General features: G+C 42.8%; 22 protein-coding genes. 12 read left to right on the top strand and 10 right to left on the bottom strand.

Going from position 1 to position 22,522, the window contains the following annotated elements; all coding sequences use genetic code 11:
* Positions 1 to 59: 59 nt before the first annotated feature.
* Both tyrS and pdxY read left to right on the top strand, forming a co-directional pair.
* A complete protein-coding gene (gene tyrS, locus EAE93_RS08015; protein WP_105398751.1) occupies positions 60 to 1,334 on the top strand; it encodes a tyrosine--tRNA ligase in 1,275 nt (424 codons plus the stop codon).
* A 100-nt stretch (positions 1,335 to 1,434) separates the two neighbouring features.
* The gene (gene pdxY, locus EAE93_RS08020) at positions 1,435 to 2,298 is read left to right on the top strand and encodes a pyridoxal kinase PdxY (protein ID WP_214039461.1); all 864 of its coding nucleotides are present in this window, start codon (positions 1,435 to 1,437) and stop codon (positions 2,296 to 2,298) included.
* Positions 2,299 to 2,358: 60 nt separating this feature from the next.
* On the opposite strand, the gene gstA is transcribed toward pdxY, so the two are convergent.
* The 9 genes from gstA to pspF form a co-directional block, all read right to left on the bottom strand.
* A complete protein-coding gene (gene gstA / locus EAE93_RS08025) occupies positions 2,359 to 2,964 on the bottom strand; it encodes a glutathione transferase GstA (protein WP_110086983.1) in 606 nt (201 codons plus the stop codon).
* A 375-nt stretch (positions 2,965 to 3,339) separates the two neighbouring features.
* Entirely contained in the window at positions 3,340 to 4,098 is a 759-nt protein-coding gene (locus tag EAE93_RS08030) for a hypothetical protein (protein ID WP_105395166.1), read from the bottom strand.
* 438 nt (positions 4,099 to 4,536) lie between these two features.
* Positions 4,537 to 5,325: an enoyl-ACP reductase FabI gene (gene fabI / locus EAE93_RS08035; RefSeq protein ID WP_036805451.1), complete on the bottom strand. Its 789-nt coding sequence runs from the start codon at positions 5,323 to 5,325 to the stop codon at positions 4,537 to 4,539.
* A gap of 174 nt (positions 5,326 to 5,499) precedes the next feature.
* Positions 5,500 to 6,309 (bottom strand): putrescine export ABC transporter ATP-binding protein SapF, encoded by an 810-nt coding sequence (sapF, locus tag EAE93_RS08040; RefSeq protein ID WP_036805454.1) that lies wholly within the window; start codon positions 6,307 to 6,309, stop codon positions 5,500 to 5,502.
* Positions 6,310 to 7,302, bottom strand: a complete 993-nt coding sequence (sapD, locus tag EAE93_RS08045) for a putrescine export ABC transporter ATP-binding protein SapD (RefSeq protein ID WP_036805456.1) — start codon at positions 7,300 to 7,302, stop codon at positions 6,310 to 6,312.
* Positions 7,302 to 8,192: a putrescine export ABC transporter permease SapC gene (gene sapC / locus EAE93_RS08050; protein ID WP_105395167.1), complete on the bottom strand. Its 891-nt coding sequence runs from the start codon at positions 8,190 to 8,192 to the stop codon at positions 7,302 to 7,304. The genes sapD and sapC overlap by 1 nt, the downstream gene beginning before the upstream one ends.
* The gene (gene sapB / locus EAE93_RS08055; protein WP_105398747.1) at positions 8,179 to 9,144 is read right to left on the bottom strand and encodes a putrescine export ABC transporter permease SapB; all 966 of its coding nucleotides are present in this window, start codon (positions 9,142 to 9,144) and stop codon (positions 8,179 to 8,181) included. Before sapB ends, sapC begins: the two co-directional genes overlap by 14 nt.
* Positions 9,141 to 10,805: an ABC transporter substrate-binding protein SapA gene (sapA, locus tag EAE93_RS08060; RefSeq protein ID WP_214039462.1), complete on the bottom strand. Its 1,665-nt coding sequence runs from the start codon at positions 10,803 to 10,805 to the stop codon at positions 9,141 to 9,143. Before sapA ends, sapB begins: the two co-directional genes overlap by 4 nt.
* A gap of 263 nt (positions 10,806 to 11,068) precedes the next feature.
* Complete coding sequence (gene pspF, locus EAE93_RS08065) at positions 11,069 to 12,088, bottom strand: phage shock protein operon transcriptional activator (protein WP_214039463.1); 1,020 nt, start codon at positions 12,086 to 12,088, stop codon at positions 11,069 to 11,071.
* 186 nt (positions 12,089 to 12,274) lie between these two features.
* Between pspF and pspA the strand changes: the two genes are divergently transcribed.
* The 8 genes from pspA (at position 12,275) to tyrR (ending at position 18,826) form a co-directional block, all read left to right on the top strand.
* The gene (gene pspA / locus EAE93_RS08070) at positions 12,275 to 12,949 is read left to right on the top strand and encodes a phage shock protein PspA (RefSeq protein ID WP_036805472.1); all 675 of its coding nucleotides are present in this window, start codon (positions 12,275 to 12,277) and stop codon (positions 12,947 to 12,949) included.
* A gap of 37 nt (positions 12,950 to 12,986) precedes the next feature.
* Positions 12,987 to 13,205, top strand: coding sequence for an envelope stress response membrane protein PspB (pspB, locus tag EAE93_RS08075; RefSeq protein ID WP_036805474.1), 219 nt, complete (start codon positions 12,987 to 12,989; stop codon positions 13,203 to 13,205).
* Positions 13,205 to 13,558, top strand: coding sequence for an envelope stress response membrane protein PspC (gene pspC / locus EAE93_RS08080; RefSeq protein ID WP_110087406.1), 354 nt, complete (start codon positions 13,205 to 13,207; stop codon positions 13,556 to 13,558). The genes pspB and pspC overlap by 1 nt, the downstream gene beginning before the upstream one ends.
* A gap of 187 nt (positions 13,559 to 13,745) precedes the next feature.
* Positions 13,746 to 14,213, top strand: coding sequence for a hypothetical protein (locus EAE93_RS08085; RefSeq protein ID WP_040149902.1), 468 nt, complete (start codon positions 13,746 to 13,748; stop codon positions 14,211 to 14,213).
* Positions 14,210 to 14,500 (top strand): type II toxin-antitoxin system RelE/ParE family toxin, encoded by a 291-nt coding sequence (locus EAE93_RS08090; RefSeq protein WP_229000786.1) that lies wholly within the window; start codon positions 14,210 to 14,212, stop codon positions 14,498 to 14,500. The genes EAE93_RS08085 and EAE93_RS08090 overlap by 4 nt, the downstream gene beginning before the upstream one ends.
* 26 nt (positions 14,501 to 14,526) lie before the next feature.
* Positions 14,527 to 15,924 carry a YcjX family GTP-binding protein gene (locus EAE93_RS08095; RefSeq protein ID WP_036805481.1) on the top strand — a complete coding sequence of 466 codons (1,398 nt, stop codon included), beginning with the start codon at positions 14,527 to 14,529 and terminating at the stop codon, positions 15,922 to 15,924.
* A complete protein-coding gene (locus EAE93_RS08100) occupies positions 15,921 to 16,985 on the top strand; it encodes a YcjF family protein (RefSeq protein WP_110091272.1) in 1,065 nt (354 codons plus the stop codon). Before EAE93_RS08095 ends, EAE93_RS08100 begins: the two co-directional genes overlap by 4 nt.
* Before the next feature lie 257 nt (positions 16,986 to 17,242).
* Positions 17,243 to 18,826 (top strand): transcriptional regulator TyrR, encoded by a 1,584-nt coding sequence (gene tyrR / locus EAE93_RS08105; protein WP_036805486.1) that lies wholly within the window; start codon positions 17,243 to 17,245, stop codon positions 18,824 to 18,826.
* A gap of 167 nt (positions 18,827 to 18,993) precedes the next feature.
* Here tyrR and tpx read toward each other — a convergent pair whose 3' ends face one another.
* A complete protein-coding gene (tpx, locus tag EAE93_RS08110; RefSeq protein ID WP_036805487.1) occupies positions 18,994 to 19,497 on the bottom strand; it encodes a thiol peroxidase in 504 nt (167 codons plus the stop codon).
* A 173-nt stretch (positions 19,498 to 19,670) separates the two neighbouring features.
* Here tpx and EAE93_RS08115 point away from each other — a divergent pair, with 173 nt between their 5' ends.
* Together EAE93_RS08115 and zntB are read left to right on the top strand one after the other, a co-directional pair.
* Entirely contained in the window at positions 19,671 to 21,311 is a 1,641-nt protein-coding gene (locus EAE93_RS08115) for a peptide ABC transporter substrate-binding protein (protein ID WP_214039464.1), read from the top strand.
* Positions 21,312 to 21,327: 16 nt separating this feature from the next.
* Positions 21,328 to 22,311 carry a zinc transporter ZntB gene (gene zntB / locus EAE93_RS08120; RefSeq protein ID WP_036805490.1) on the top strand — a complete coding sequence of 328 codons (984 nt, stop codon included), beginning with the start codon at positions 21,328 to 21,330 and terminating at the stop codon, positions 22,309 to 22,311.
* The last annotated feature ends 211 nt before the right edge of the window (positions 22,312 to 22,522 follow it).

A 22,522-nucleotide genomic window follows, 5' to 3' on the forward strand; every position in this document is an offset into this window, starting at 1 on the left:
ACTCTTTTTAAGTCGCGATTTATACAACAGACAAAATACACAAATTGATGGAGTCATTAATGTCTAGCAATAACCTGATAAAACAACTGCAAGAGCGGGGCCTCATTGCCCAAGTGACGGATGAGAATGCGTTAGTGGAGAGACTGGCGCAAGGCCCTGTCTCCCTCTATTGTGGTTTCGATCCGACCGCTGACAGCTTGCATTTGGGGCATCTGGTTCCCTTGCTGTGTTTAAAACGATTCCAGCTGGCCGGGCATAAACCCGTGGCGTTAGTTGGTGGGGCTACGGGTTTGATTGGCGATCCAAGCTTCAAAGCTACTGAACGTAAACTGAATACTGAAGCTACCGTTAAAGAGTGGGTAGAGAAAATCCGTAGACAGGTTTCACCTTTCCTCGATTTTGATTGTGGTGAAAATAGTGCTAAAACAGCCAACAATTATGATTGGTTTGGCAACATGGATGTTCTGACTTTCCTGCGTGACATCGGCAAACATTTCTCAGTTAATCAGATGATTAATAAAGAAGCGGTTAAACAGCGTTTAAACCGTGATGATGTGGGTATCTCTTTCACTGAATTTTCTTATAACCTACTGCAATCCTATGACTTTGCTCGCCTGAATGAAGTACATGGCGTTGAGTTACAGATTGGTGGTTCCGACCAGTGGGGAAATATTACTTCTGGTATTGATCTAACTCGTCGTATCAACCAGAAACAAGTATTTGGCATGACTGTTCCCCTGATCACGAAATCTGATGGCACTAAGTTTGGCAAAACAGAAGGTGGCGCTGTTTGGTTGGATCCGAAGAAAACCAGCCCGTACAAATTCTATCAATTCTGGATTAATACTGCGGATGCCGATGTCTATCGCTTCCTGAAATTCTTTACCTTCATGAGTCTTGAAGATATTGATGCTTTGGAAGAAGAAGATAGAAATAGCGGCAAAGCTCCTCGTGCTCAGTACGTGTTGGCAGAACAAGTTACTGGTATGGTGCATGGTGAAGAAGGGTTGTCAGCCGCTAAGCGGATTACAGAAAGTTTATTCTCTGGGGCCGTTGCTGATTTGACCGAAGCGGATTTTGCTCAATTGGCACAGGATGGTATGCCGGTAATTGAGCTGGAAAAAGGTGCGGATTTGCAACAAGCTTTAGTTAATGCTGGGTTAGTACCTTCTCGTGGTCAGGCGCGTACTATGATCAGTTCCAACGCTGTCGCAATTAATGGTGAAAAACAATCGGAACCTGAATATCTGTTTACTGACAGTAACCGTCTGTTTGGTCGTTACACCCTGTTGCGTCGTGGTAAAAAACACGATTGTTTGATCTGCTGGAAATAACTGATATTGCATTATAATGGGGCAACACAAATGTTGCCCTTTTTCTTACCATGACTTTAATCTTATAAACAGAAGCCAGAATAAAATATAGGCCGTCATTGTGAAAAATATTCTCTCAATTCAATCCCATGTTGTCTTTGGTCACGCTGGTAACAGTGCTGCGGAATTCCCTATGCGTCGGATGGGGGTGAATGTATGGCCATTGAATACCGTACAGTTTTCAAATCATACCCAATATGCTCAATGGAAAGGGTGTGTTATGCCGGCGAATCATCTTACGGAAATCGTTCAGGGCATTGAAGAAATTGAACAGCTTAAATCTTGTCATGCGGTACTGAGTGGATATATCGGTTCACCGGAACAGGGGAGCCATATTATCGATATAGTGAAACGGGTAAAAGCGGTGAATCCTGATGCTTGGTATTTCTGTGATCCCGTCATGGGGCACCCAGAAAAAGGTTGTATTGTTGCGCCGGGGGTGGCTGAATTTCTGTGTGAAGAAGCACTGCCTGTAAGTAACATTATTGCACCAAATTTACTGGAGCTTGAAACACTGAGTATGCAGAAAGTGGCTAATGTAGAACAGGCTGTTGTGGCTGCCCGAACACTATGTGAGAAAGGGCCGGATATTGTACTGGTTAAACATCTTAGTCGTGCTGGTTATCGGGCTGATTGTTTTGAAATGCTATTAGTGACTAAAGAGCATAGCTGGCATGTAAGTCGGCCTTTGGTGGATTTTGGCGAACGTCAGCCGGTTGGTGTGGGTGATTTAACCAGTGGCCTGCTATTGGTTAACCTATTAAAAGGCGAGTCTTTACAAACTGCCCTCGAACATGTTGCTGCTGCGGTTTATGAAGTGATGGTAACAACGAAAGATATGGGCGAATACGAACTACAAATTGTGGCTGCGCAGGACAGAATGGTGACTCCTGGTTATAAATTCTGTGCGACGCAATTGGATTAAAATATTAACCGTTCCACTGACATTGTGTGGAATGACATTGTGTGGAACGGTTTTTTACTCTTAAATTAACCCTTCTGCTTTCAGGGCATCATGAACACTTGGACGTTCTGCAATCTTCTTTTGATAAGCTTTAAGATGAACCAGATCAGATAGATCCAATTGCACTAAAGGCGCCCAGTTACTGAGGGTGAATAAGTAAGCGTCAGCAACAGTAAAGTGCTCCCCGGCAATGTATGGCTGTTCTGCTAATACTTTGTCTATATACTTGAATCTCCTGAGTAGATTATTAATAGCAACAGGACGATAATTTTCTGGTGTTCCCGGGAAAAATAGGGGAGAAAATCCTTTATGGATTTCACTGGAAAGATGGCTAATCCATTCAAGTTGATGATATCGTTCCATCGTTCCGGTTGGTGCGATTAATTTTTTGTCCGGTTTCTGGTCGGCAATATATTGGACAATAACAGCTCCTTCGGTGAGGATCTCATTGTTATCTAACAGAAGAGTTGGTATCTGGCCTTTTGGATTAATTGCGAAAAAATCGTCGCCGTTCTCCATTTTTTTAGTTTTCAGATCAACTTTAATCATGCTGAAATCAAGTCCTGCTTCACGAAGTATGATGTGAGGTGAGAGAGAACAAGCTCCAGGTTGGTAATAAAGTTTCATGTGCCGCTCCTTAAAAGTTTCCGGTAATAGATATAATAGGACAAAGGAACTCAGTAAGGCATTGCTATAGCCTTGATATATACTACCACGACAGATGGAAATAAATGAATGATTAAATAGATATAAGGTGGTGTGATTGTATCGTGAATAATCCTTTTCTATATTCTGGTATAGAGGCGATTATTTATTTTTTTATCATTATTTTCAAATAGATTGGTTACGTTAATTTAGAAGTTTAGGGAAAGATTTTGGATGAAGTGACTTATCCAAAACTTCCCCGTATTTTGTGTCATATAGTATATTTTGCAATTGGTTATATTATATGGAATAAATAATGGCGATTATTGATAGTTACAAGAATTCATTTTATATTGGTTATAAGATAATTAATATATTATTCTTGTTAAATGATTTGTAATCATAGGAAAATAAATTGAATTTATTTGTAAAGTCACTAAAATAAATCATGCATTGTCTATAGTTTCTTGTAAAAATATCTTTTTTATTCTCTTGATTAAAGTTTTCGACTAACTTCTTATAAATATTATTAATTGTTTCTATTTGTCCGTTAAGTCTATTGACGGAATTATTTATATTTCTAAGACTAAATGAAACGTCTGATATATTTAATGTGATTTCTTCCATCAATAAAGAGACTTTGTATATTTGTTTTTTATCTTCTCCATCGGGAATATTCTTTAATAATTGTTGTATTTTTATGTGTGTTTTTTCTGCGAAGTTTTTCTTGTGTTCAAAATCAATTTGAGATATTTCAAATAGTTGTGGTAGTTTTGAGATGAAATCGTTTAGCTTACTAAAATCTGATTCAATTTCTTTCAATGCATGATCGACTCTGGCAATATAACCATGACCTAAATATCCACTGCTAAGTGAACCTAAATAAGTTGTTGCTTTGTGTATATTTTTAATAATTCTATCAATATCTTGTTCATCGGAATTATATGCATATTCATAATCTTCCAATGCTGATGGCCAGTGATATAATGATTCCTTAAACTCATTCCAAGAAACTGCAATTCCTTGGGATGGATCATGATTTTTCAGACATTCTGGAAATTTTATATTGGTGATTGATTTAAACATATTAGATATAATTAAAAAATCATTTTTCATTTTATGCACCTTGCTAAAATAATAAATATCATTAAATTGTATAAAAGCGTGAAATATAATATTTAAACTAAAAGGGTAAAATAATAAAATATTGCATTAAAAATATTTAACTGAAAATATTGTACTGATAATCGATTTAATGAAATTAAGTTATTGATTATATTAAAGGACATATTACTGATTAGCGCAAGGAAACAAGATGATATTTTTTATTTCAGTAAAATAATTATAAAGTAATGTCGTTTAACTCTTTAATTACAAAGGGTTTAATAATTCGTTCCAATAGGTTTTTTATATTTTGACTTAGAATTAATTTTTACCTATTAGTGATGATTTAATGAAGTAATTAATTTGTTATTTTATTGATAATAAAAGGCCCGAAAAACTAGCTCTTCGGGCCTTGTTTTGTGAGTTGAAATTTACTGATTATTAATCAGATTATTTCAATTCCAGTTCATTCATTGCGACAATGCTGAAACCACCATCAACATGCAGAATTTCACCGGTAATACCACCGGACAGATCCGAACACAAGAATGCCGCAGCGTTACCAACATCTTCAGTTGTTACAGTGCGGCGAATTGGGTTAACGGTTTCACAGTGAGCCAACATTTTACGGAAATCTTTGATGCCAGACGCAGCCAAAGTGCGGATAGGGCCAGCAGAGATACCGTTAACACGAATACCTTCGGCACCCATAGCGTTAGCCATATAACGAACGTTAGCTTCCAGAGATGCCTTTGCCAGACCCATTACGTTGTAGTTAGGGATTGAGCGCTCTGCTCCCAGGTAGGTGAGAGTCAGTAAAGCAGAATTTGGGTTCAGCATTTCACGGCAAGTTTTTGCCATAGCGACAAAGCTGTAAGAGCTGATGTCGTGTGCGATTCTGAAACCTTCACGGGTAACGGAATTTACATAGTTACCATCCAGTTGATCAGCCGGTGCAAAGCCAATGGAGTGAACAAAACCATCGAATTTTGGCCAGACCTTACCCAATTCGGTGAATAGGGCTTCGATGCTTTCATCTTCAGCTACATCGCATGGCAGAACGATAGTAGAGTTCAGGGAAGCTGCAAATTCTTCAACACGAGGTTTCAACTTGTCATTTTGATAAGTGAAAGCCAGCTCAGCTCCCTGGTCATGCATTGCTTTTGCAACACCATAAGCGATGGAGAGTTTACTGGCGACGCCAGTGATCAGAATGCGCTTGCCGGTCATAAAACCCATAACAGTATCCTTGTGTGATAACGCCGGTAATGATATTAATGGATTAAAATTGCTCATAGAGACAATATCAATATGACGTTTTATTGTTAATAAACCCAGTAATTCTATCACGCTAGAGAGAAATATGCTGTATTTTGCGTTCTGCTCCGAGCAGTGATTATCGTTTTCTATATGTCAAGGAATATCCTGCCGCCAGGCATCAGCGGTGAGTGGCTCACCAAAATGGCTGGCGATCAGACGGCGGGTCATATCATGCAGAGGAGAAGCCAACACTTCTGCGGTATTTCCCCGTTCGACAACTTCCCCCTGATGCATGACCAGCACCTGATCGCTGATATGTTTCATCATGCCAAGATGCTGGGTGACATAGAGGTAAGAAATACCCTGTTTTTCCTGTAATTCCAACATCAGATTAATGATTTGAGATCGCATAGACATATCGAGTGATGCTAATGCCTCATCAGCAATAATAATCTGCGGTTGTAATATTAATGCGCGCGCCAGTGCTACCCGTTGTTTTTGGCCTGAGGCTAACATATGCGGATAATAATTGGCATGGTCCGGTAACAGGCCAACTTGTCGCAATGTCTGGTTGATCCGTTTTTCCCGCTCCATTGTATTGAGGGCTGTATTAAGTAGAAGGGGAATATCAAGAATTTGCCCAATACGCTGACGAGGATTTAGCGATGTACTTGGGTCTTGAAATATCATGCGAATGCGTTGGCTGCGATAACTGTAATCACCGTAAGTGAGTTTATGGCCTTCGATCATGATTTCGCCGGAAGTGGGTTCAATAACACCTGAAAGCATTTTTGCCAGTGTTGATTTCCCGGAACCGTTTTCACCAATAATCGCCAGTGTCTGTTTAGCTTTTAAAGTAAAACTAACGGGTTTTACCGCATCAAGATGTTGACGGTGAAAAAACCCCGTTCGATAACGAAAAGTTTTAGCCAAGTTCTTGACTTCTAGCAGAGTATTAACCAATTACTGTTCCTCCAGATTCAATGGAAAGTGGCAGGCAAAAGCATGGTTTTTAATCACCCGCAACCGTGGTGTTTCAATACACGTTTTTTGCGCATAAGGGCAACGCGGACCTAAACGGCAGCCGATGGGTAGGTGCTCAAGGGATGGAATAGCGCCGGGTAAGGTGTTTAACCTACTTTTATGAGGCAAAGAGCTGCCAAAATCAGGAATAGCGCGGCTTAACGCTTGTGTGTAGGGGTGATGTGGCGTTATCAGTAATTCATCGGGAACGGCGCTTTCGACCGTTTGACCACAATACAGAACATTAATGCGATCCACCAGTTTGCTCATGACTTGCAAGTCATGACTTATCAGTAAAATGGTGGTGTTATTGTTCTGATTCAATCGTGCTAACAGACGGAAAATCTGAGCTTGGGTGGTCGGTTCCATCGCATTGGTTGGTTCATCTGCAATCAGCAGACGTGGCTGGTTAGCCAATGCGATAGCGATCATGACCTTCTGACATTCTCCTTCCGTTAATTCGCAAGGGAAGCTATTCATGATGTCTTTATGATCTTTAATTCCCACACGGTGGAGTAATTCAATAGCCCGGCGTTTTCGCCATTTGAAACGTTGCCACCAACGGCCTTTGTAAGTCCAGCCGGGGATGGCTTGAATGAGTTGCCGACCAATATTTTCAGAAGGATCAAGACAGGATTGTGGTTCCTGAAAAATCATTGAGATATTGTGGCCGATCACTTTTCGGCGCTGCCGTGGAGTCAGACGGAGCAGGTCAATATCATCGAAGCGAAAACGGTCAGCCGTCACTTTAAGATTATCTTTAGTGACTCCACTTATTGCTTTGGCAATCAGACTTTTACCGGAGCCGGATTCACCAACCAGACCGCGTATTTCGCCTTCTACCAGTGAAATACTGACGCGATCAACCGCTTTAACTGGCCCTTTGGCAGTCATAAATTCAATAGTGAGATTGCGAATGTCGAGTAATGGCATTATTCCACCCCGGAATTAATTGCACGGTGTAATCCATCACCTAATAAATTGACTAACAAGACACTGAACATGATTGCCGCGCCGGGCAACATAACAGTCCAGGGCGCAACATAGATTAGTTCCAGTGAATCGCCCAACATGGCTCCCCATTCGGGTGAGGGAAGTTGGGCGCCAAGATCAAGAAAACCAAGTGAAGCGATATCAAGTATGGCGATAGAAATGGCGCGTGTTAACTCGTTGACCAAGGCGGCGGTAATGTTTGGTAATACGGCATACCATAGAATATGGTAATTAGAGGCGCCATCCAGACGAGCGGCAATAACATATTCTTTATCTAGCTCATCGTGAACGGCGCTGTAAACCGTGCGAACGATACGTGGTAATAGCGCCAACCAAATAGCGATTATTGCATGTTGCAAACTGGCCCCCACAAAGGCGACGACAATAATTGCCAGCAATAGAGATGGGATAGAGAGTAATGTATCGAGAATATGATTGAGTATCGCGGATTTCAGTCCTCGTGTCATACCTGCCAGACAGCCGATGATCAGACCACACAAAGCGGCGGCTAAAGTGACTAACAGCGCTGAACCGAAGGTGGATGCGGTACCTATTAGTAATCGGCTAAGAATATCGCGCCCAAGATCGTCGGTACCTAGAAAAAATGCGATATTACCGTGATATGACCATGAAGGCGGCAGTAGTTGGTGACCAAGAAATTGTTGATCGAGCTGATAAGGGGCCAGATAGCCACCAAACAGACTGAGGGCAATCAGAATAAGCACCCCATAAAACCCCATCATTGCCAACATGTCGGAATAGAAAAAGCGCCAGATGACCTTTATCGGTGACGGCATTTTCTTTTCACGATAAAAATTATCTAAGGGCATACCATTCCTTATGCTTCAGAGGGTTAGTTATTGCGCCAATAATATCAGATAGAACATTGACAGAAATCACCAGTGTGCCAATCACCATAACACCGGCAGAAATGGCGGAATAATCTTGCTGACGAATGGCGCTGACTAACCAGTGGCCAAGTCCCGGCCAGTTAAATACGAGTTCTGTCATCATTGCCAGTGTCAGCATGGTGGAAAATTGTAATCCTAGTTTCGGAATGATAGGGGGCAACGCATTGTGTAACACATGACGACGGATAATTGTCAGCCTTGATAAACCGCGGGTTGCGGCGGCTTTGATATAGTTTTCACCAAAAACCTCTTCTGTACTGTTTCTCATCAACCGAATAACTTCGGTGGTCGGTGCAACTGCGAGGGTAATCACGGGTAGCAGCAAGTGTTGCACGGCGCTAATGATCATCTCATTACGATGGGGTGATTTTGATAACCAGGCATCAATTAATGAGAAACCTGTCACCGGTTCAATCTGATATAGCAGATTAAAGCGCCCTGAGACCGGTAGCCAGCCGAGATAAAGAGAAAAAAATAGGGTGAGCAGTAATGCTAGCCAAAAAATCGGGATGGAAAATCCGACTAGAGCAATGGAAGTGATAACCGTATCCGCTGGTTTGTTACGCCATACCCCCGCAATAATCCCGAGTGGGATGCCGACTAGCAAGGCGGCAGAGAAAGCCAGAATACAGAGTTCCATTGTGGCGGGGAACACTTCCCATAGTTGTTCGCTGATAAGTTCACCGTTGACGCTGGATACGCCAAAATCCCATAGTAATAAGCTGTGGAAAAAGAATATATAAGCATCAAACAGGGATGCTCCGCTGAGAGGGGCATTAGGGGTGAAGTAGCTGAGGCTAAAGCTTATCAGCGACAGGAAAAACAGGGTGATAATCAGCAAAAGCAGACGACGGAGAGTATAAATAATCATTTGCCATCCTTCTGAGTCATTTGATCAGTCTCTTTTTCCCGATAAACACCGGCGAAAGAGGTATTACCAAATGGACTGAGTACTAGCCCTTTAATATCGTAACGGTAAGCCTGTAAATGCAGAGAATAGGCTAATGGTAATACAGGCAATTGCTGTTCAAGGATTTGTTGAGCCGCATGGTAATACTTAATTCGGGATAATAATTGCTGGTTAATCAAAGCCTCCCGCAAAGTTTTATCAAATTCTGGATCACACCAATGGCTGAAATTGGTCTGTGAAGCAATAGCGGCACAACTTAACAGTGGCCGGAAAAAACTGTCTGGGTCATTACTATCAGTCGACCAGCCTGATAGGGTCATATCGTGAGATTTATCCATCAGCTTGGTTTCCTGAAAGCGGCCCTCAACAGGTTTAATACTCATGGTAATGCCAACTTGTGCTAAATCGGCCTGAATCAGCTCTGCCATTTTGAGTGGACTTGGATTATATGATTGAGAGGCGGAAGGTACCCATAAGCTCAATTGCAAACCGTTTAATCCAAGACCATTAAGTATTTTGCGGGATTTTTCTGGGTTGTATTCCGTAATTTCAGTTTGATTATCATAAGCCCATGACGCTCGAGGTAAAATTGATGAGGCTGTTTCCGCCGTACCATAATAGATGGATTGCATCAGCCGTTGGTTATTAATAGCGTAGGCAATGGCTTGGCGAACCTGTAGTTTATCAAGTGGCGGCTTGCTGGTATTGAAAGCCAGATAAGCGATATTCATTCCTGGGCGTAAAGTCAGACGCAAGCGGGGATCATCTCGTAAAACTGTCAGTTGGCTGGCAGCGGGATACGCTAATACATCACATTCACCGGTTAAAAGCTTAGACATTCTGCCGGTGCCGCCAGCGCCGACATCAATAACTATTTGCCGCATTTGTGGTTTGCCTTTCCGGTATTTATCATGGCGAACCAGACGGATAAATTGTCTGGTCCGATGATCTTTCAACATAAACGGGCCGGTGCCGACAGGTTTCCAATCAATTTGTTCATGGCGGTTCATTTGATGCAATTGTCGCCCATATTCTTGTGAAAGTATCGGGGCATAGTGGGTTGCCAAATGCCAAAGAAAAGAGGCGTCTGGTTCGTTCAAGCGAAATTCCACCGTATATTCATTAATCTTACGGATACTTTGAATAGAGTCGGCCAGTTGGAGACTGTCAAAATAGGGGTAATGCCCGCCGTTGACGTTATGATAATAGTGCTGCTTATCAAACAGACGCTTAAAGCTAAAGATGACATCATCAGCATTCATTGTCCGGGTCGGAGTAAACCAGTCTGTTGATTGAAATGAGACATTACGGCGCAAATAAAAACGGTAAGTAGCGCCGTTATCCAGTATCTCCCAATGGGAAGCTAATTCAGGGAGCAAACGGTAAGTATAGGGATCAACATCTAATAGACGTTCGTAAAGTTGGGCGGCCAGTGTATCGACAGTTAAGCCACTACTAGCCAGTTGGGGATTAAAGGTATTTAGATTGCCATTAACGCAATAAATAAACCCGTGTTGCTGAATGTCAGCCGGAACGTGGGGCTGTTTTTCAGGCACAGCCATTGTTTCTGCAATAGCTGGGGCTGAAAGGGATAATATGATCCAATAAATCAAACTGCGCATATAAGGCATCTGTTATTAATTAGAATTGACACATTGTATCTCAAGTAGCGCTTGAGCCCAAAAAAACGCGGTGGTGATGATAATGAGAAAAATTCTCAATAAAGTGCTTTACAAATCGTATTGAGAACCATTATCATCTATACCGCACTTCCGGGGAACAGTTACAGTTTCTATGTCCCAGGAAAGGCACGACATTGCTCACATTGCTTCCAGTGTTTTTTTAGCCAGCTCGGGTGCTGGCTTTTTTTTATCTGTCATTCGGATCACTTATCGCCGACGTTGATATCATGTTTCTTCATTAAGCCTCGTAATTGATAATAGGTCAGCCGTAGTTTCTCTGCCGCTTTTCTTTGGCTAAACTTGCTCTCTTTTAGTGATAACTCTATTAATTGTCGTTCGCTGTCATGTTGCCACTGTTTCAAATCAACAGGCAGTGACGGCAGAGGTTGCGAAGATAAATCATTACTGTCATCAATATTACTATCATCAACATTGGCTATAAAATGCGGTGTGGAGGCGAATGGGTTAATAATAATATTATCAAGTTGATCAGCATTCTCGCCGTGACGATAAACGGATCGTTCCACAACATTTTTCAGTTCACGGATATTACCGGGCCAAGTGTAATTCTGTAACTGTTGTTTTGCTTGGTCAGTGAAACCGGGAAATAGCGGCAAATCAAGTTCCCGGCACATCTGAATAGCAAAGTGTTGCGCTAGCAACATGATATCCTGTTGTCGCTGGCGCAATGGAGGAATTTTGACCACATCGAAAGCCAGTCTATCGAGCAAATCAGCGCGGAATTGCCCCTTAGCGGCCATTGCGGGCAGATCATCATTGGTTGCGCATATTAATCGAACATCGACCTGCAATGGTTGTCTGCCGCCAACGCGTTCAAGATGCCCATATTCAATGACGCGCAACAGCTTTTCCTGAACTTGCATTGGCGCGGTTGCCAACTCATCAAGAAATAGCGTTCCCCCATCGGCACGTTCAAATCTGCCTTGGTGCTTTTTTTGTGCGCCGGTAAATGCGCCAGCCTCATGACCAAATAACTCTGAATCCAATAGATTTTCATTCAACGCCGCGCAGTTTAGGGAGATAAATGGCCCTTGCCAGCGGGGGGATAAATAATGCAAACGGCGGGCAATCAGCTCCTTGCCGGTTCCGCGTTCCCCAATAACAATAACGGGTTTGCTTAATTTTGCGAGTGTGGATACTTGTTCCAAGATTTCGACAAAGCTGTTTGCTTCACCTAATAGATTTTCTGTGGCGTCATTCATGGTTATTTTCACCAATAATTGGTTATTTAGACCACTTTATTTTGTTGTGATAAAAAGTCAAATAAAAAATTCTCTTTGTATTTCATGAGAATAGAACAAATAAAAAGTTGGCACGATTCTTGATAATAAATTATAGGAGTGACATGAATAGTATTAACTAACCTTAACCAAAGAGGATAATTTATTATGGGTATTTTCTCTCGTTTTGCCGATATCGTGAATGCCAATATCTCTTCATTATTGGATAAAGCGGAAGATCCGCAGAAAATGATTCGTCTGATGATTCAAGAAATGGAAGACACTTTAGTTGAAATTCGCTCAACTTCCGCCCGCGCTCTGGCAGAGAAAAAGCAGTTGTCTCGCCGTATTGCCGCAGGTGAACAGCAAATGCACGATTGGCAGGAAAAAGCGGAACTGGCGTTGAATAAAGAGAGAGAAGATTTGGCGCGAGCAGCGCTGATCGAAAAACAGAAAGCGGCTGCTTTAGTGGATACATTGAAGCATGAACTCACCATACTGGAAGAGACGCTTGAGCGGATGAAAGGGGAGGTTGTGGAGCTTGAAAATAAACTGAGTGAAACCCGAGCAAGACAGCAAGCGTTGGCTTTGCGTCATCAGGCGGCGGCCTCTTCCCGACAAGTTCGTCATCATTTAGACAGCGGTAAAATTGATCAGGCAATGGCTCGCTTCGAGCAATTTGAGCGGCGTATCGATCATATGGAAGCGGAAACAGAAGCCGTGGGCATGGGAAAACAGAAATCTCTGGATCAACAGTTTGCTGAATTAAAAGCAGACGATGAAATCAGTGCGCAGTTAGCGGCAATGAAGGCTAAAATAAATGCTAATAAAGAACAACATTAAGTGTTGGCGCACTCAACTAACCGTTTAAGGAAAAGTGATGGGCTCGATATTTCTCGGCATTCCACTGACTATCTTTGTACTTTTTGTATTACCCATCTGGTTGTGGTTGCATTATAACAGCCGGAATTCCAATCACAGCCAGTTGGATCAGAATGAAATTCAGCGTCTGGCAGAGCGTGTACAACATATGCAGACACGAATCAAAACATTGGAAGATATTCTGGATGCAGAACATCCTGATTGGAGGCAATCATAATGTCGAATAGTAACCGTAGGAAACTGTATCGAATGCCCGAAAAGGGCAAAATTAAAGGTGTTTGTGCCGGGCTGGCCGATTATTTTGATGTACCAGTGCGCTTGATTCGTGTCATCGCGGTATTGTCACTCTTTTTTGGTCTGTTTGGTTTTGTGGTTGTCGCTTATATTGTACTGGTTTTCGTCCTTGACCCGGCACCGCCGGGTTATACCCAAGAAGCTCATTTTTCAGCGCAAAACTTGCTGAATGAAATCGATTATCAATTGAAATCGGGAGAGATTCGTCTGCGCCAAATGGAACGTTATGTTACCTCAGAAACGTTCAGTGTTCGCAGTCGTTTCAGGCAGCTTTGATATTGACCTTCGTCCACAAAAAGTGAAGAGTGCGCTTTTTCATCTATTCATCGTTGCTGCCGTTTGGTTTTTTGTTCTCGGTTTGATGAGTGGAATCTCTTGAGAGGAAAAGGCAATGGAGTATCTTTGCATGTTAATTATTATTTATGTACATTGATAATAATTAACCATGCATATGGAGATAACCATGTACACGCTTACCTTGGAGCAGTTACGAGCTACTACAAATTCTGGCGGTGTCGCCAGTGTTACTCTCAAGGCAGAAGGCGGCTCTTTCATTGTTCAAATAGACACCCTAAAAGGGGGGGAGGCGGTGCTTACTAAAGCGCGTAGCAAGGAACCGCGCCGTTTTGGCAACCCTGTGCAAGCTTTCACACTACTGAAAGGTCTTGGGCTAGTTGTGGGGGCATTTAATGTTGAGCAATGGGAGCCGGATCAGAAGGTTACCCACAGAACCCGACCTGACCGCGCCGAGGCGTTGAAGCGAGCTCACGAAGCGGTAGAACACGATAAATGGTTCCGGGAACAAGTGAAACAGGGTCTCAATGAAGCAGATGATCCTAACACTGTTTGGGTTTCTCATGAATCGGCCAAACAAGAGATGCAGCGTCAACGAGAAGTCCTGCAAGCACGAATTGCAGGAAAAGTTAAATGATGGAGTTGGTATGGACACCTCGTGCTAACCGTGTCCGAGAAGCTGCAATCGATTTTATTGCACAAGATGATCCTATTGCAGCATTAGGCCAGCTAGACGAAATCGAATATCAGACTGACTTGCTGCCCTACCAGCCTGAAATGGGCCGACCGGGGCGCGTCAAAGGGACTCGCGAATTAGTTATCAACGGAACTCCTTTTATTGTTGTGTATCGAGTTAAACCACGTTTAAAGCGTATTGAAGTTATCCATTTTCTGCATGGGGCACAGCAGTGGCCTAAGGTTTGAAGTGATAGATCTTACACAGGAGAGATATGAAACGGCTGCAAAATGAATTAACTGCGTTGGTTAATCGTGGGATGGATCGCCATTTACGGTTAGCGGTGACAGGATTAAGTCGTAGTGGGAAAACAGCATTTATCACATCTCTGGTTAATCAGCTACTTAACCTCCATAGCGGCGCCCGGTTGCCGCTATTTTCTGCTGTACGTGATGGTCGCTTGTTGGGTGTAAAACGGGTTCCTCAACGCGATTTAGGCGTTCCTCGTTTTACTTATGATGAAGGATTGACCGCGCTTTACAGCACACCACCTTCATGGCCGACCCCGACAAGGGGTGTCAGTGAAATCCGTCTGGCGCTTCGTTACCGTTCTGAGGATTCTCTGCTGCGTCATTTTAAAGAAACAGCCACGTTATATCTGGAAATTGTGGATTATCCCGGTGAATGGCTGTTAGATCTACCGATGTTGGCACAAAGTTATTTAACATGGTCCCACCAGATGAATAGCTTATTGCAGGGACAAAGAGCTGAATGGGCAAAGCCTTGGCTGGAGCTTTGCAAACAGTGCGATCCACTGGCGCCAGCAGATGAGAATCTATTGGCTGCTATTGCTCAGACCTATACGGAATATTTGATTAAATGCAAAGAGCAAGGGTTGCATTTTATTCAGCCGGGGAGATTCGTTCTGCCCGGTGATATGATGGGCGCTCCAGCTTTACAATTTTTCCCGTGGCCGGATATCAACTCTATCACTGAGTCACAATTTGCTCAGGCAGATCAACACACCAATATCGGTATGTTGCGTCAGCGCTTTGAATATTACTGCCAGTCGGTTGTGAAAGGGTTTTATAAAGCACATTTTCTACGTTTTGATCGGCAGATTGTGTTGATAGATTGTTTACAGCCATTGAACAGTGGACCACAAGCATTTAATGATATGCGTTTGGCGCTGACACAATTAATGCAGAGTTTTCATTATGGTAAACGCACTCTCTTCCGCCGCCTGTTTTCCCCTTGTATAGATAAATTAATGTTTGCTGCCAGTAAGGCGGATCATGTTACCGCAGATCAACATGCTAATTTGGTATCTTTACTGCAACAATTGGTTCAGGAAGCCAGACAAAATGCGGCTTTTGAAGGTATCAGCATGGATTGTGTCGGCCTGGCATCGGTACGGGCGACAGAAAGCGGCATGATTGAACATCATGGTGAAAAGATTCCGGCGTTGAAAGGATATCGACTTACAGATGGTAAATCACTGACATTTTTTCCCGGTGAAGTGCCGCGGCGTTTACCTGACGATAATTTCTGGCAAAAACAGGGTTTCTCTTTCGAGGAGTTTGGCCCTTGTCCGGTAGATACTGATAGACCATTGCCTCATATTCGGTTAGATACCGTGCTGGAGTTTTTAGTGGGAGATAAAGTGAAATGACGGAACCCTTGAAGCCAAGAATTGACTTTGAAGAACCCTTATCAGGGCCACAAGAGCCGGTTTTAAAACCCGCTCAGATTTTCGATGAAAAAGATATGGTCAATTTCTATTCTGTATCGCCAGAGCTTGAGACGGAAGAGCGTGAAGGTCAGGTAGAAGGGATAGTTAATGCAGCGCTGAAACCTAAGCGTAGTTGCTGGCGTAAAATGGTATATGGCGCTCTGACTTTACTGGGCGTGAGTGTTGTTGCTCAGTTTGTGCAGTGGATTTATCAATCATGGCAGCAACAGGACTGGAGCGCATTAGGTGTCGCGGCGGCAGGAGGCATGATTGTCTTTGCCGGCATAGGTTCTCTTGCCAGTGAGTGGCGTCGTCTTTATCGGTTAAGAATGCGGTCTGAAGAACGCGATACGGCTAAGGCGTTATTACAGCATCATGGTGTGGGTAAAGGTCGAGAATTTTGTGAGAGATTGGCAAGTCAAGCGGGTATCGAACAGCATAACCCTGCGTTACAGCGCTGGCGGGCCGCTTTACATGATACACACAACGATCGTGAAGTGGTGTTGTTGTACAGTAAATGGGTTCAACCTGTTTTGGATGCTCAAGCCAGAACGGAAATCAGCCGCTATGCTGCGGAATCGGCATTAATGATAGCTGTTAGCCCGTTGGCGGTTGTCGATATGGCATTTATTGCCTGGCGTAATATCCGGCTAATTAATCGAATTGCAGCTTTATATGGTATTGAACTGGGATATTTCAGTCGTATTCGGCTTTTCCGCCTTGTTCTGCTGAATATTATTTTTTCTGGTGTCTCAGAAATGGTGCGGGAAGTGGGTATGGATTGGTTATCGCAGGATATCACCGCGCGTCTTTCTGCCAGAGCCGCCCAAGGGATCGGTGTAGGTTTACTGACCGCCCGGTTGGGTATTAAAGCGATGGAATTATGCAGACCATTACCTTGGATAGAAGGTGATAAACCTAAATTAGGAGATTTCCGTCGTCAGCTAATCACTCAACTTAAGAATATCCTGCCAAATAAATCTAAGAATATAGTTGATTAAATGATATATACTTTAATTCTATATGAAGGCACAAAATATCCAGATAACAAAAACGTTTTACGTTATTTTATTAATCTGTCTTATAATCAATTGTAGAATTTGTTTATTTTAGTGAAAGTTTCAAATGCTATGTTATTTACGACATTGAAAAAACCGGAGTCTGGTCAATTTTTACTGACAGAATGCTTCATATGAATAATCGTAGAGAGTAGTATTTTAAAAAATTATATGTATTAGTGTAAATAAGGTCAAAACAGATGCGCTTAGAAGTTATTTGCCATGATCGAATTGGGCTTACCCGTGAATTACTCGATCTACTGGTATTAGAGAATATTGATTTAAAAGGGATAGAAATATCCCAAATCGGCCGGATTTACCTTAATTTTTCACCTGTTGATTTCAATGTATTTCGTAAATTGATGGCGGAAATTCGCCGTATTAACGGTGTTATTGATGTTCGTACCGTCTCTTTTATGCCTTCGGAAAGAGAACACAAAGCGATGTGCGCACTGTTGGAGTCCTTGCCTGAGCCTGTTTTTTCAGTTGATCTGAAAGGAAATATTGAGCTTGCTAACTCTGCGGTGTTTAAGTTGTTTGGTGTGAGCGAGGAACAAACTTATCAAAAGCCTATAGGGCAGTTTATCAGCGGTTATAACTTTTCACGCTGGTTTGAAAATAAAAATGTCCAACAACGAGTGGAAAGGATAACTCTCAAAGGTCTGGACTACCTGATGGATATTACGCCCATCCAACTGATGGATGAAAAGCAGAAAATGCAGTGTGTTGGCACGGTGATTATGCTCAAATCTGCTGCTCGAATAGGGAATCAATTGAAAAAACTGGCTGTCAATGACGGGAGTGAGTTTAAGAAAATTATCTCTGTTAGCCCAAAAATGACTCAAGTCATTGAACAGGCTCGTAAAATGGCGATGCTGGATGCGCCGCTGCTGCTGATTGGCGAGACAGGAACGGGCAAAGATATTCTGGCAAAAGCTTGTCATTTGCACAGCTTACGCGGAAAACAGCCCTTCTTGGGGTTGAATTGCGCATCGATGCCGGATGATGTAGTAGAAAGTGAACTGTTTGGCTATGCTGCCGGCGCTTATCCTAATGCGATTGAAGGAAAGAAAGGTTTCTTCGAACAGGCTAATGGCGGCACTGTTTTACTGGATGAAATTGGTGAAATGTCACCACAGATGCAAATTAAGCTCCTGCGTTTTCTGAATGATGGGACTTTTCGCCGAGTAGGGGAAGAAAACGAAGTCAAAGTGAATGTCAGGGTTATCTGTGCTACGCAAAAAAATCTGGTTGAATTAGTCCAACGGGGGGAATTTCGCGAAGATCTCTATTATCGCCTTAATGTGTTGGCGATTACACTTCCGCCGTTGCGTGATCGTAAAGCGGATATTATGCCGCTGGTGGAGTATTTTATTGAGCGTTTTGCTGAAGAACAGGGGGTATTGAAGCCTAAACTGTCCCCGGAACTTCCCCATTTCCTGACCAGTTACAGTTGGCCCGGTAACGTAAGGCAGTTACAAAATTCCATCTATCGGGCATTGACTCAGCTCGAAAATATGGAGCTGACGCCGCGGGATATACAACTACCGGAGTTTGAAACAGAGGTGTCTTTTAGTGAAGATGTGTTCAACGGTTCTCTGGATGAAATCAGTAAACGTTTTGAACGTTCAGTATTGACGCGTCTTTATCGGCACTACCCAAGCACGCGTAAACTGGCTAAACGTCTTGGGGTATCGCATACTGCGATTGCCAATAAACTGAGAGAATATGGCCTGAGTAGCAGGAAACATGCTACTGAATATGAACCGGATGATGACGAGTAAATTAATGCCCACCGGAAGTGGGCATTATATATATCCGTCGTCTTTCAAGTTGCCTCTTTGTTGGCTGCGCTCGCTCACCCCGGTCACATAGTTACCTATGCTCTCGGGGATTCACTCCCTTGCCGTCGCGATGCATCTTGAAATCCATAGGGTATAAATCACGGGATCTATTTCAGTACGGCCAGTGCGCTATCGTAATCTGGCTCATTAGTGATTTCATCCACCAGTTGGCTATAAATCACGTTATCGTTTTCATCAAGCACAATGACAGCACGGGCTGTGAGACCACTCAGAGGGCTGTTGCTGATGGCAACGCCATAATCTTCACTGAAAGTACCGCCACGCAGGGTAGAGAGCGTGACGACATTTGATAACCCTTCCGCGCCACAGAAACGGGACTGAGCAAAAGGCAGATCGGCGGAAATGCATAGAACGACAGTATTTTCTAAATCATTCGCTGCCTGATTGAATTTACGTACTGATGCCGCGCAAACACCGGTATCGATACTTGGGAAAATATTCAGCACCTTACGCTTTCCGGCATAGTGGCTAAGAGAGACATCGGAGAGATCTTTGGCTGTCAGAGTAAAATCTTGCGCTTTCTCCCCTGATTTTGGGAACTGGCCGCTTACGGAGATATCATTGCCTTGAAATTTTACTGTTTGTGTCATCGTTTTCTTCCTCTGATAAATGAACCACGATTGCCCAGTGTAGAAGAATATTCGGCTCTTGCCCATCAAAAATAGTACTTGTGAGAGTAAAATTGTCTGATTGTGTCATTTCGACAATGGCTTATAATTTAACAACGGGATATTTATTTTATAACAGGGCAGATTATTACCTTATGCGTTATTTCAATCTGATTTCTTGTGCACTACTTATCAAGAGTTCTTTTATCATCAGTAGTTCTCTTATCACTGTTTCTGCTTTTGCTGCGGAAATTCCTCCTGGCACTCAGCTTAACGACAGACAGGAACTGGTGCGTCACCTAAAAGACGAACCGGCGTCCTTAGATCCGATTAATGCGGTGGGTCTGACAGAAGCGCAAGTTCAGCGTGATCTGTTTGAAGGGTTGGTGAATCAGGATGCGTATGGCAAAGCCATTCCCGGCGTCGCAACAGCGTGGAAAACCGTGGACAACAAAACTTGGTTTTTTACATTGCGTTCTGATGCCCGTTGGTCAAATGGCGAATCGGTTACTGCGACAGATTTTGTGTATAGTTGGCAGCGGTTGGTCACTCCGGCTAATACCTCTTCTTTTGCTTGGTTTGCCTCGCTCGCGGGTATTGAAAATGCCCAGGAAATTATTGACGGCAAACTGCCGCCGACAAAACTGGGTGTTGAGGCTATTGATAAGTACACATTAAAAGTGACGTTAAACCGGCCAGTGCCTTATTTTCCCAACCTGACGGCGAATTTCAGTCTCTATCCGGTAAATAAGAAAATAGTAGAGAAATATGGGAAAGAGTGGATAAAGGTTGGTCATTTGGTGGGAAATGGCGCTTTCAAATTACATGATCGAATTGTTAATGAGAAAATCGTTCTGACACCAAACCCTTATTATTGGGATCATAAAAAAACCGTCCTAACCAAAGTCACATTTGTACCCATTAATCAGGAATCACACGCGACTAAACGCTATCTGGCGGATGATTTGGATATCACCGAATCCTTCCCAAAAAATATGTATAAAAAATTGCAGCATGAATTACCCGGGCAAGTCTATACGCCGGATCAGTTAGGAACCTATTATTACGCTTTTAACACCCAACGCGCGCCCACTAATGATGTCAGAGTGCGTAAAGCGCTTTCTATGGCAATTGACCGTAAAGTCATTGCGGAAAAAGTTTTGGGGACAGGAGAGAAACCAGCCTGGCATTTTACGCCGGATGTGACGGCGGGTTTTCATCCTGCGCTCAGTGACATGGAACAACATACACAGGCAGAACTGGACCAACAGGCTAAGGTTTTATTACAAGCGGCTGGTTACGGGCCGAACAATCCATTGAAACTTTCTCTGCTCTATAATAATTCCGAAAACCACCAGAAAATTGCGATTGCTATTGCCTCTATGTGGAAGAAAAAACTGGGGGTGCAAGTGAGTTTGATGAATCAGGAATGGAAAACTTATATTGATAGCCGTAATACGGGTAATTTTGATGTTATTCGTGCATCTTGGGTGGGTGATTATAACGAACCCTCTACATTTCTAAGCCTGTTAACGTCAACGCATAGTGGCAATATTGCTAAATTCCATCAGGCAAATTATGACAAACTGCTACAATCTGCTAGCTTGCGAACAGATGACGGCTTAAGAAACGATGACTATAACAAAGCGGAGCAAATGATTGCTGAACAGGCGCCTATCGCGCCGATTTATCAATACACTAACGGTAGATTGATAAAACCTTGGTTAAAAGGATACCCGATCACCAATCCAGAAGACGTGGCATATAGTCACACTATGTACATAATTAAGCACTAAGGGTAAGGAGCTGGATGTGGAAACCATTTATGGTTCATCATTGCAAGAGGCTGATGCAGTCTATGCTTGTCAGTTTGATGGTCAAGGCGGTATGACGCCGATTGATATGAATGGATTAGCCACACCAGCTCAACCTTTCTGGCAACATCTGGATTACCACAATCCTAAGAGTTATCGCTGGATAATGGACACTGATTTGTTGCCGGAAACAGTCAAAAAGGGGCTGGCCGGAGAGAGTTTTAGGCCGAAAATAGTTCGTACCGGAGATGGTACGATGATTACGCTGCGAACAATTAATAGCAATAAAAGCGAACGTCCCGATCAACTGGTCACGTTCCGTATTTATATTAATTCTGAAATTATCGTTTCCAGTCGCCATCGTAAAGTTCATTCACTTGAACAGGTACTGAGTGATTTACAGAATGGAATAGGCGCGAAAACGACCGGGCACTGGTTGGTTGAAATGGCTGATGCAATAACCGATGAAGTGGGTAATTTTATTGAAGATCTGCATGACAACCTTATTGAGCTTGAGAATATGATTCTTGAGCAACGGATACCGGGGCGGGGTGGATTAGCTTTACTGCGCAAACAATTGATTATTCTGCGCCGTTATATGGCGCCTCAAAGAGATGTATTTGCTCGTCTCGCCAATGAAAGATTACTCTGGATGAGTGATGAAGATCGTCATCGAATGCAGGAAATATCTGACCGCTTGGGAAGGGAATTGGATGATTTGGATGGTTGTATTGCTCGCACAGCGATTATTTCAGATGAAATTACATCCATGATGGCGGATGCGATGAACCGTCGTACTTATACTATGTCATTATTTGCCATGATTTTTTTACCGACAACATTCCTGACTGGATTATTTGGTGTCAACCTTGGCGGTATTCCTGGTAATGAAAACCATCTGGGTTTTAGTATTTTTTGTTTGCTGTTATTGGGATTGATTATATTTGTTGCCTGGTGGTTAAAAAGAAGTAAATGGCTATGAAAATTAAATAGTTATTTAGGGAGATGAAACACGGCTGCGAGAAAGTGTTACAAAAATCGGTTCTTAATTTGAGATATATCAATATTCACCAAACGTCATTGAGGCATGATAACTCTCGCAGGTGAAAACAACGTTAAGCGATGAACGTTGTTCTCCGTAATTGTAGTTTTTCTCACATAAGTCTTTATACAGAATAATTGCCCATTCTTGT

The sequence above is a fragment of the Photorhabdus akhurstii genome (assembly GCF_018448925.1).
Classification (GTDB): domain Bacteria; phylum Pseudomonadota; class Gammaproteobacteria; order Enterobacterales; family Enterobacteriaceae; genus Photorhabdus; species Photorhabdus akhurstii.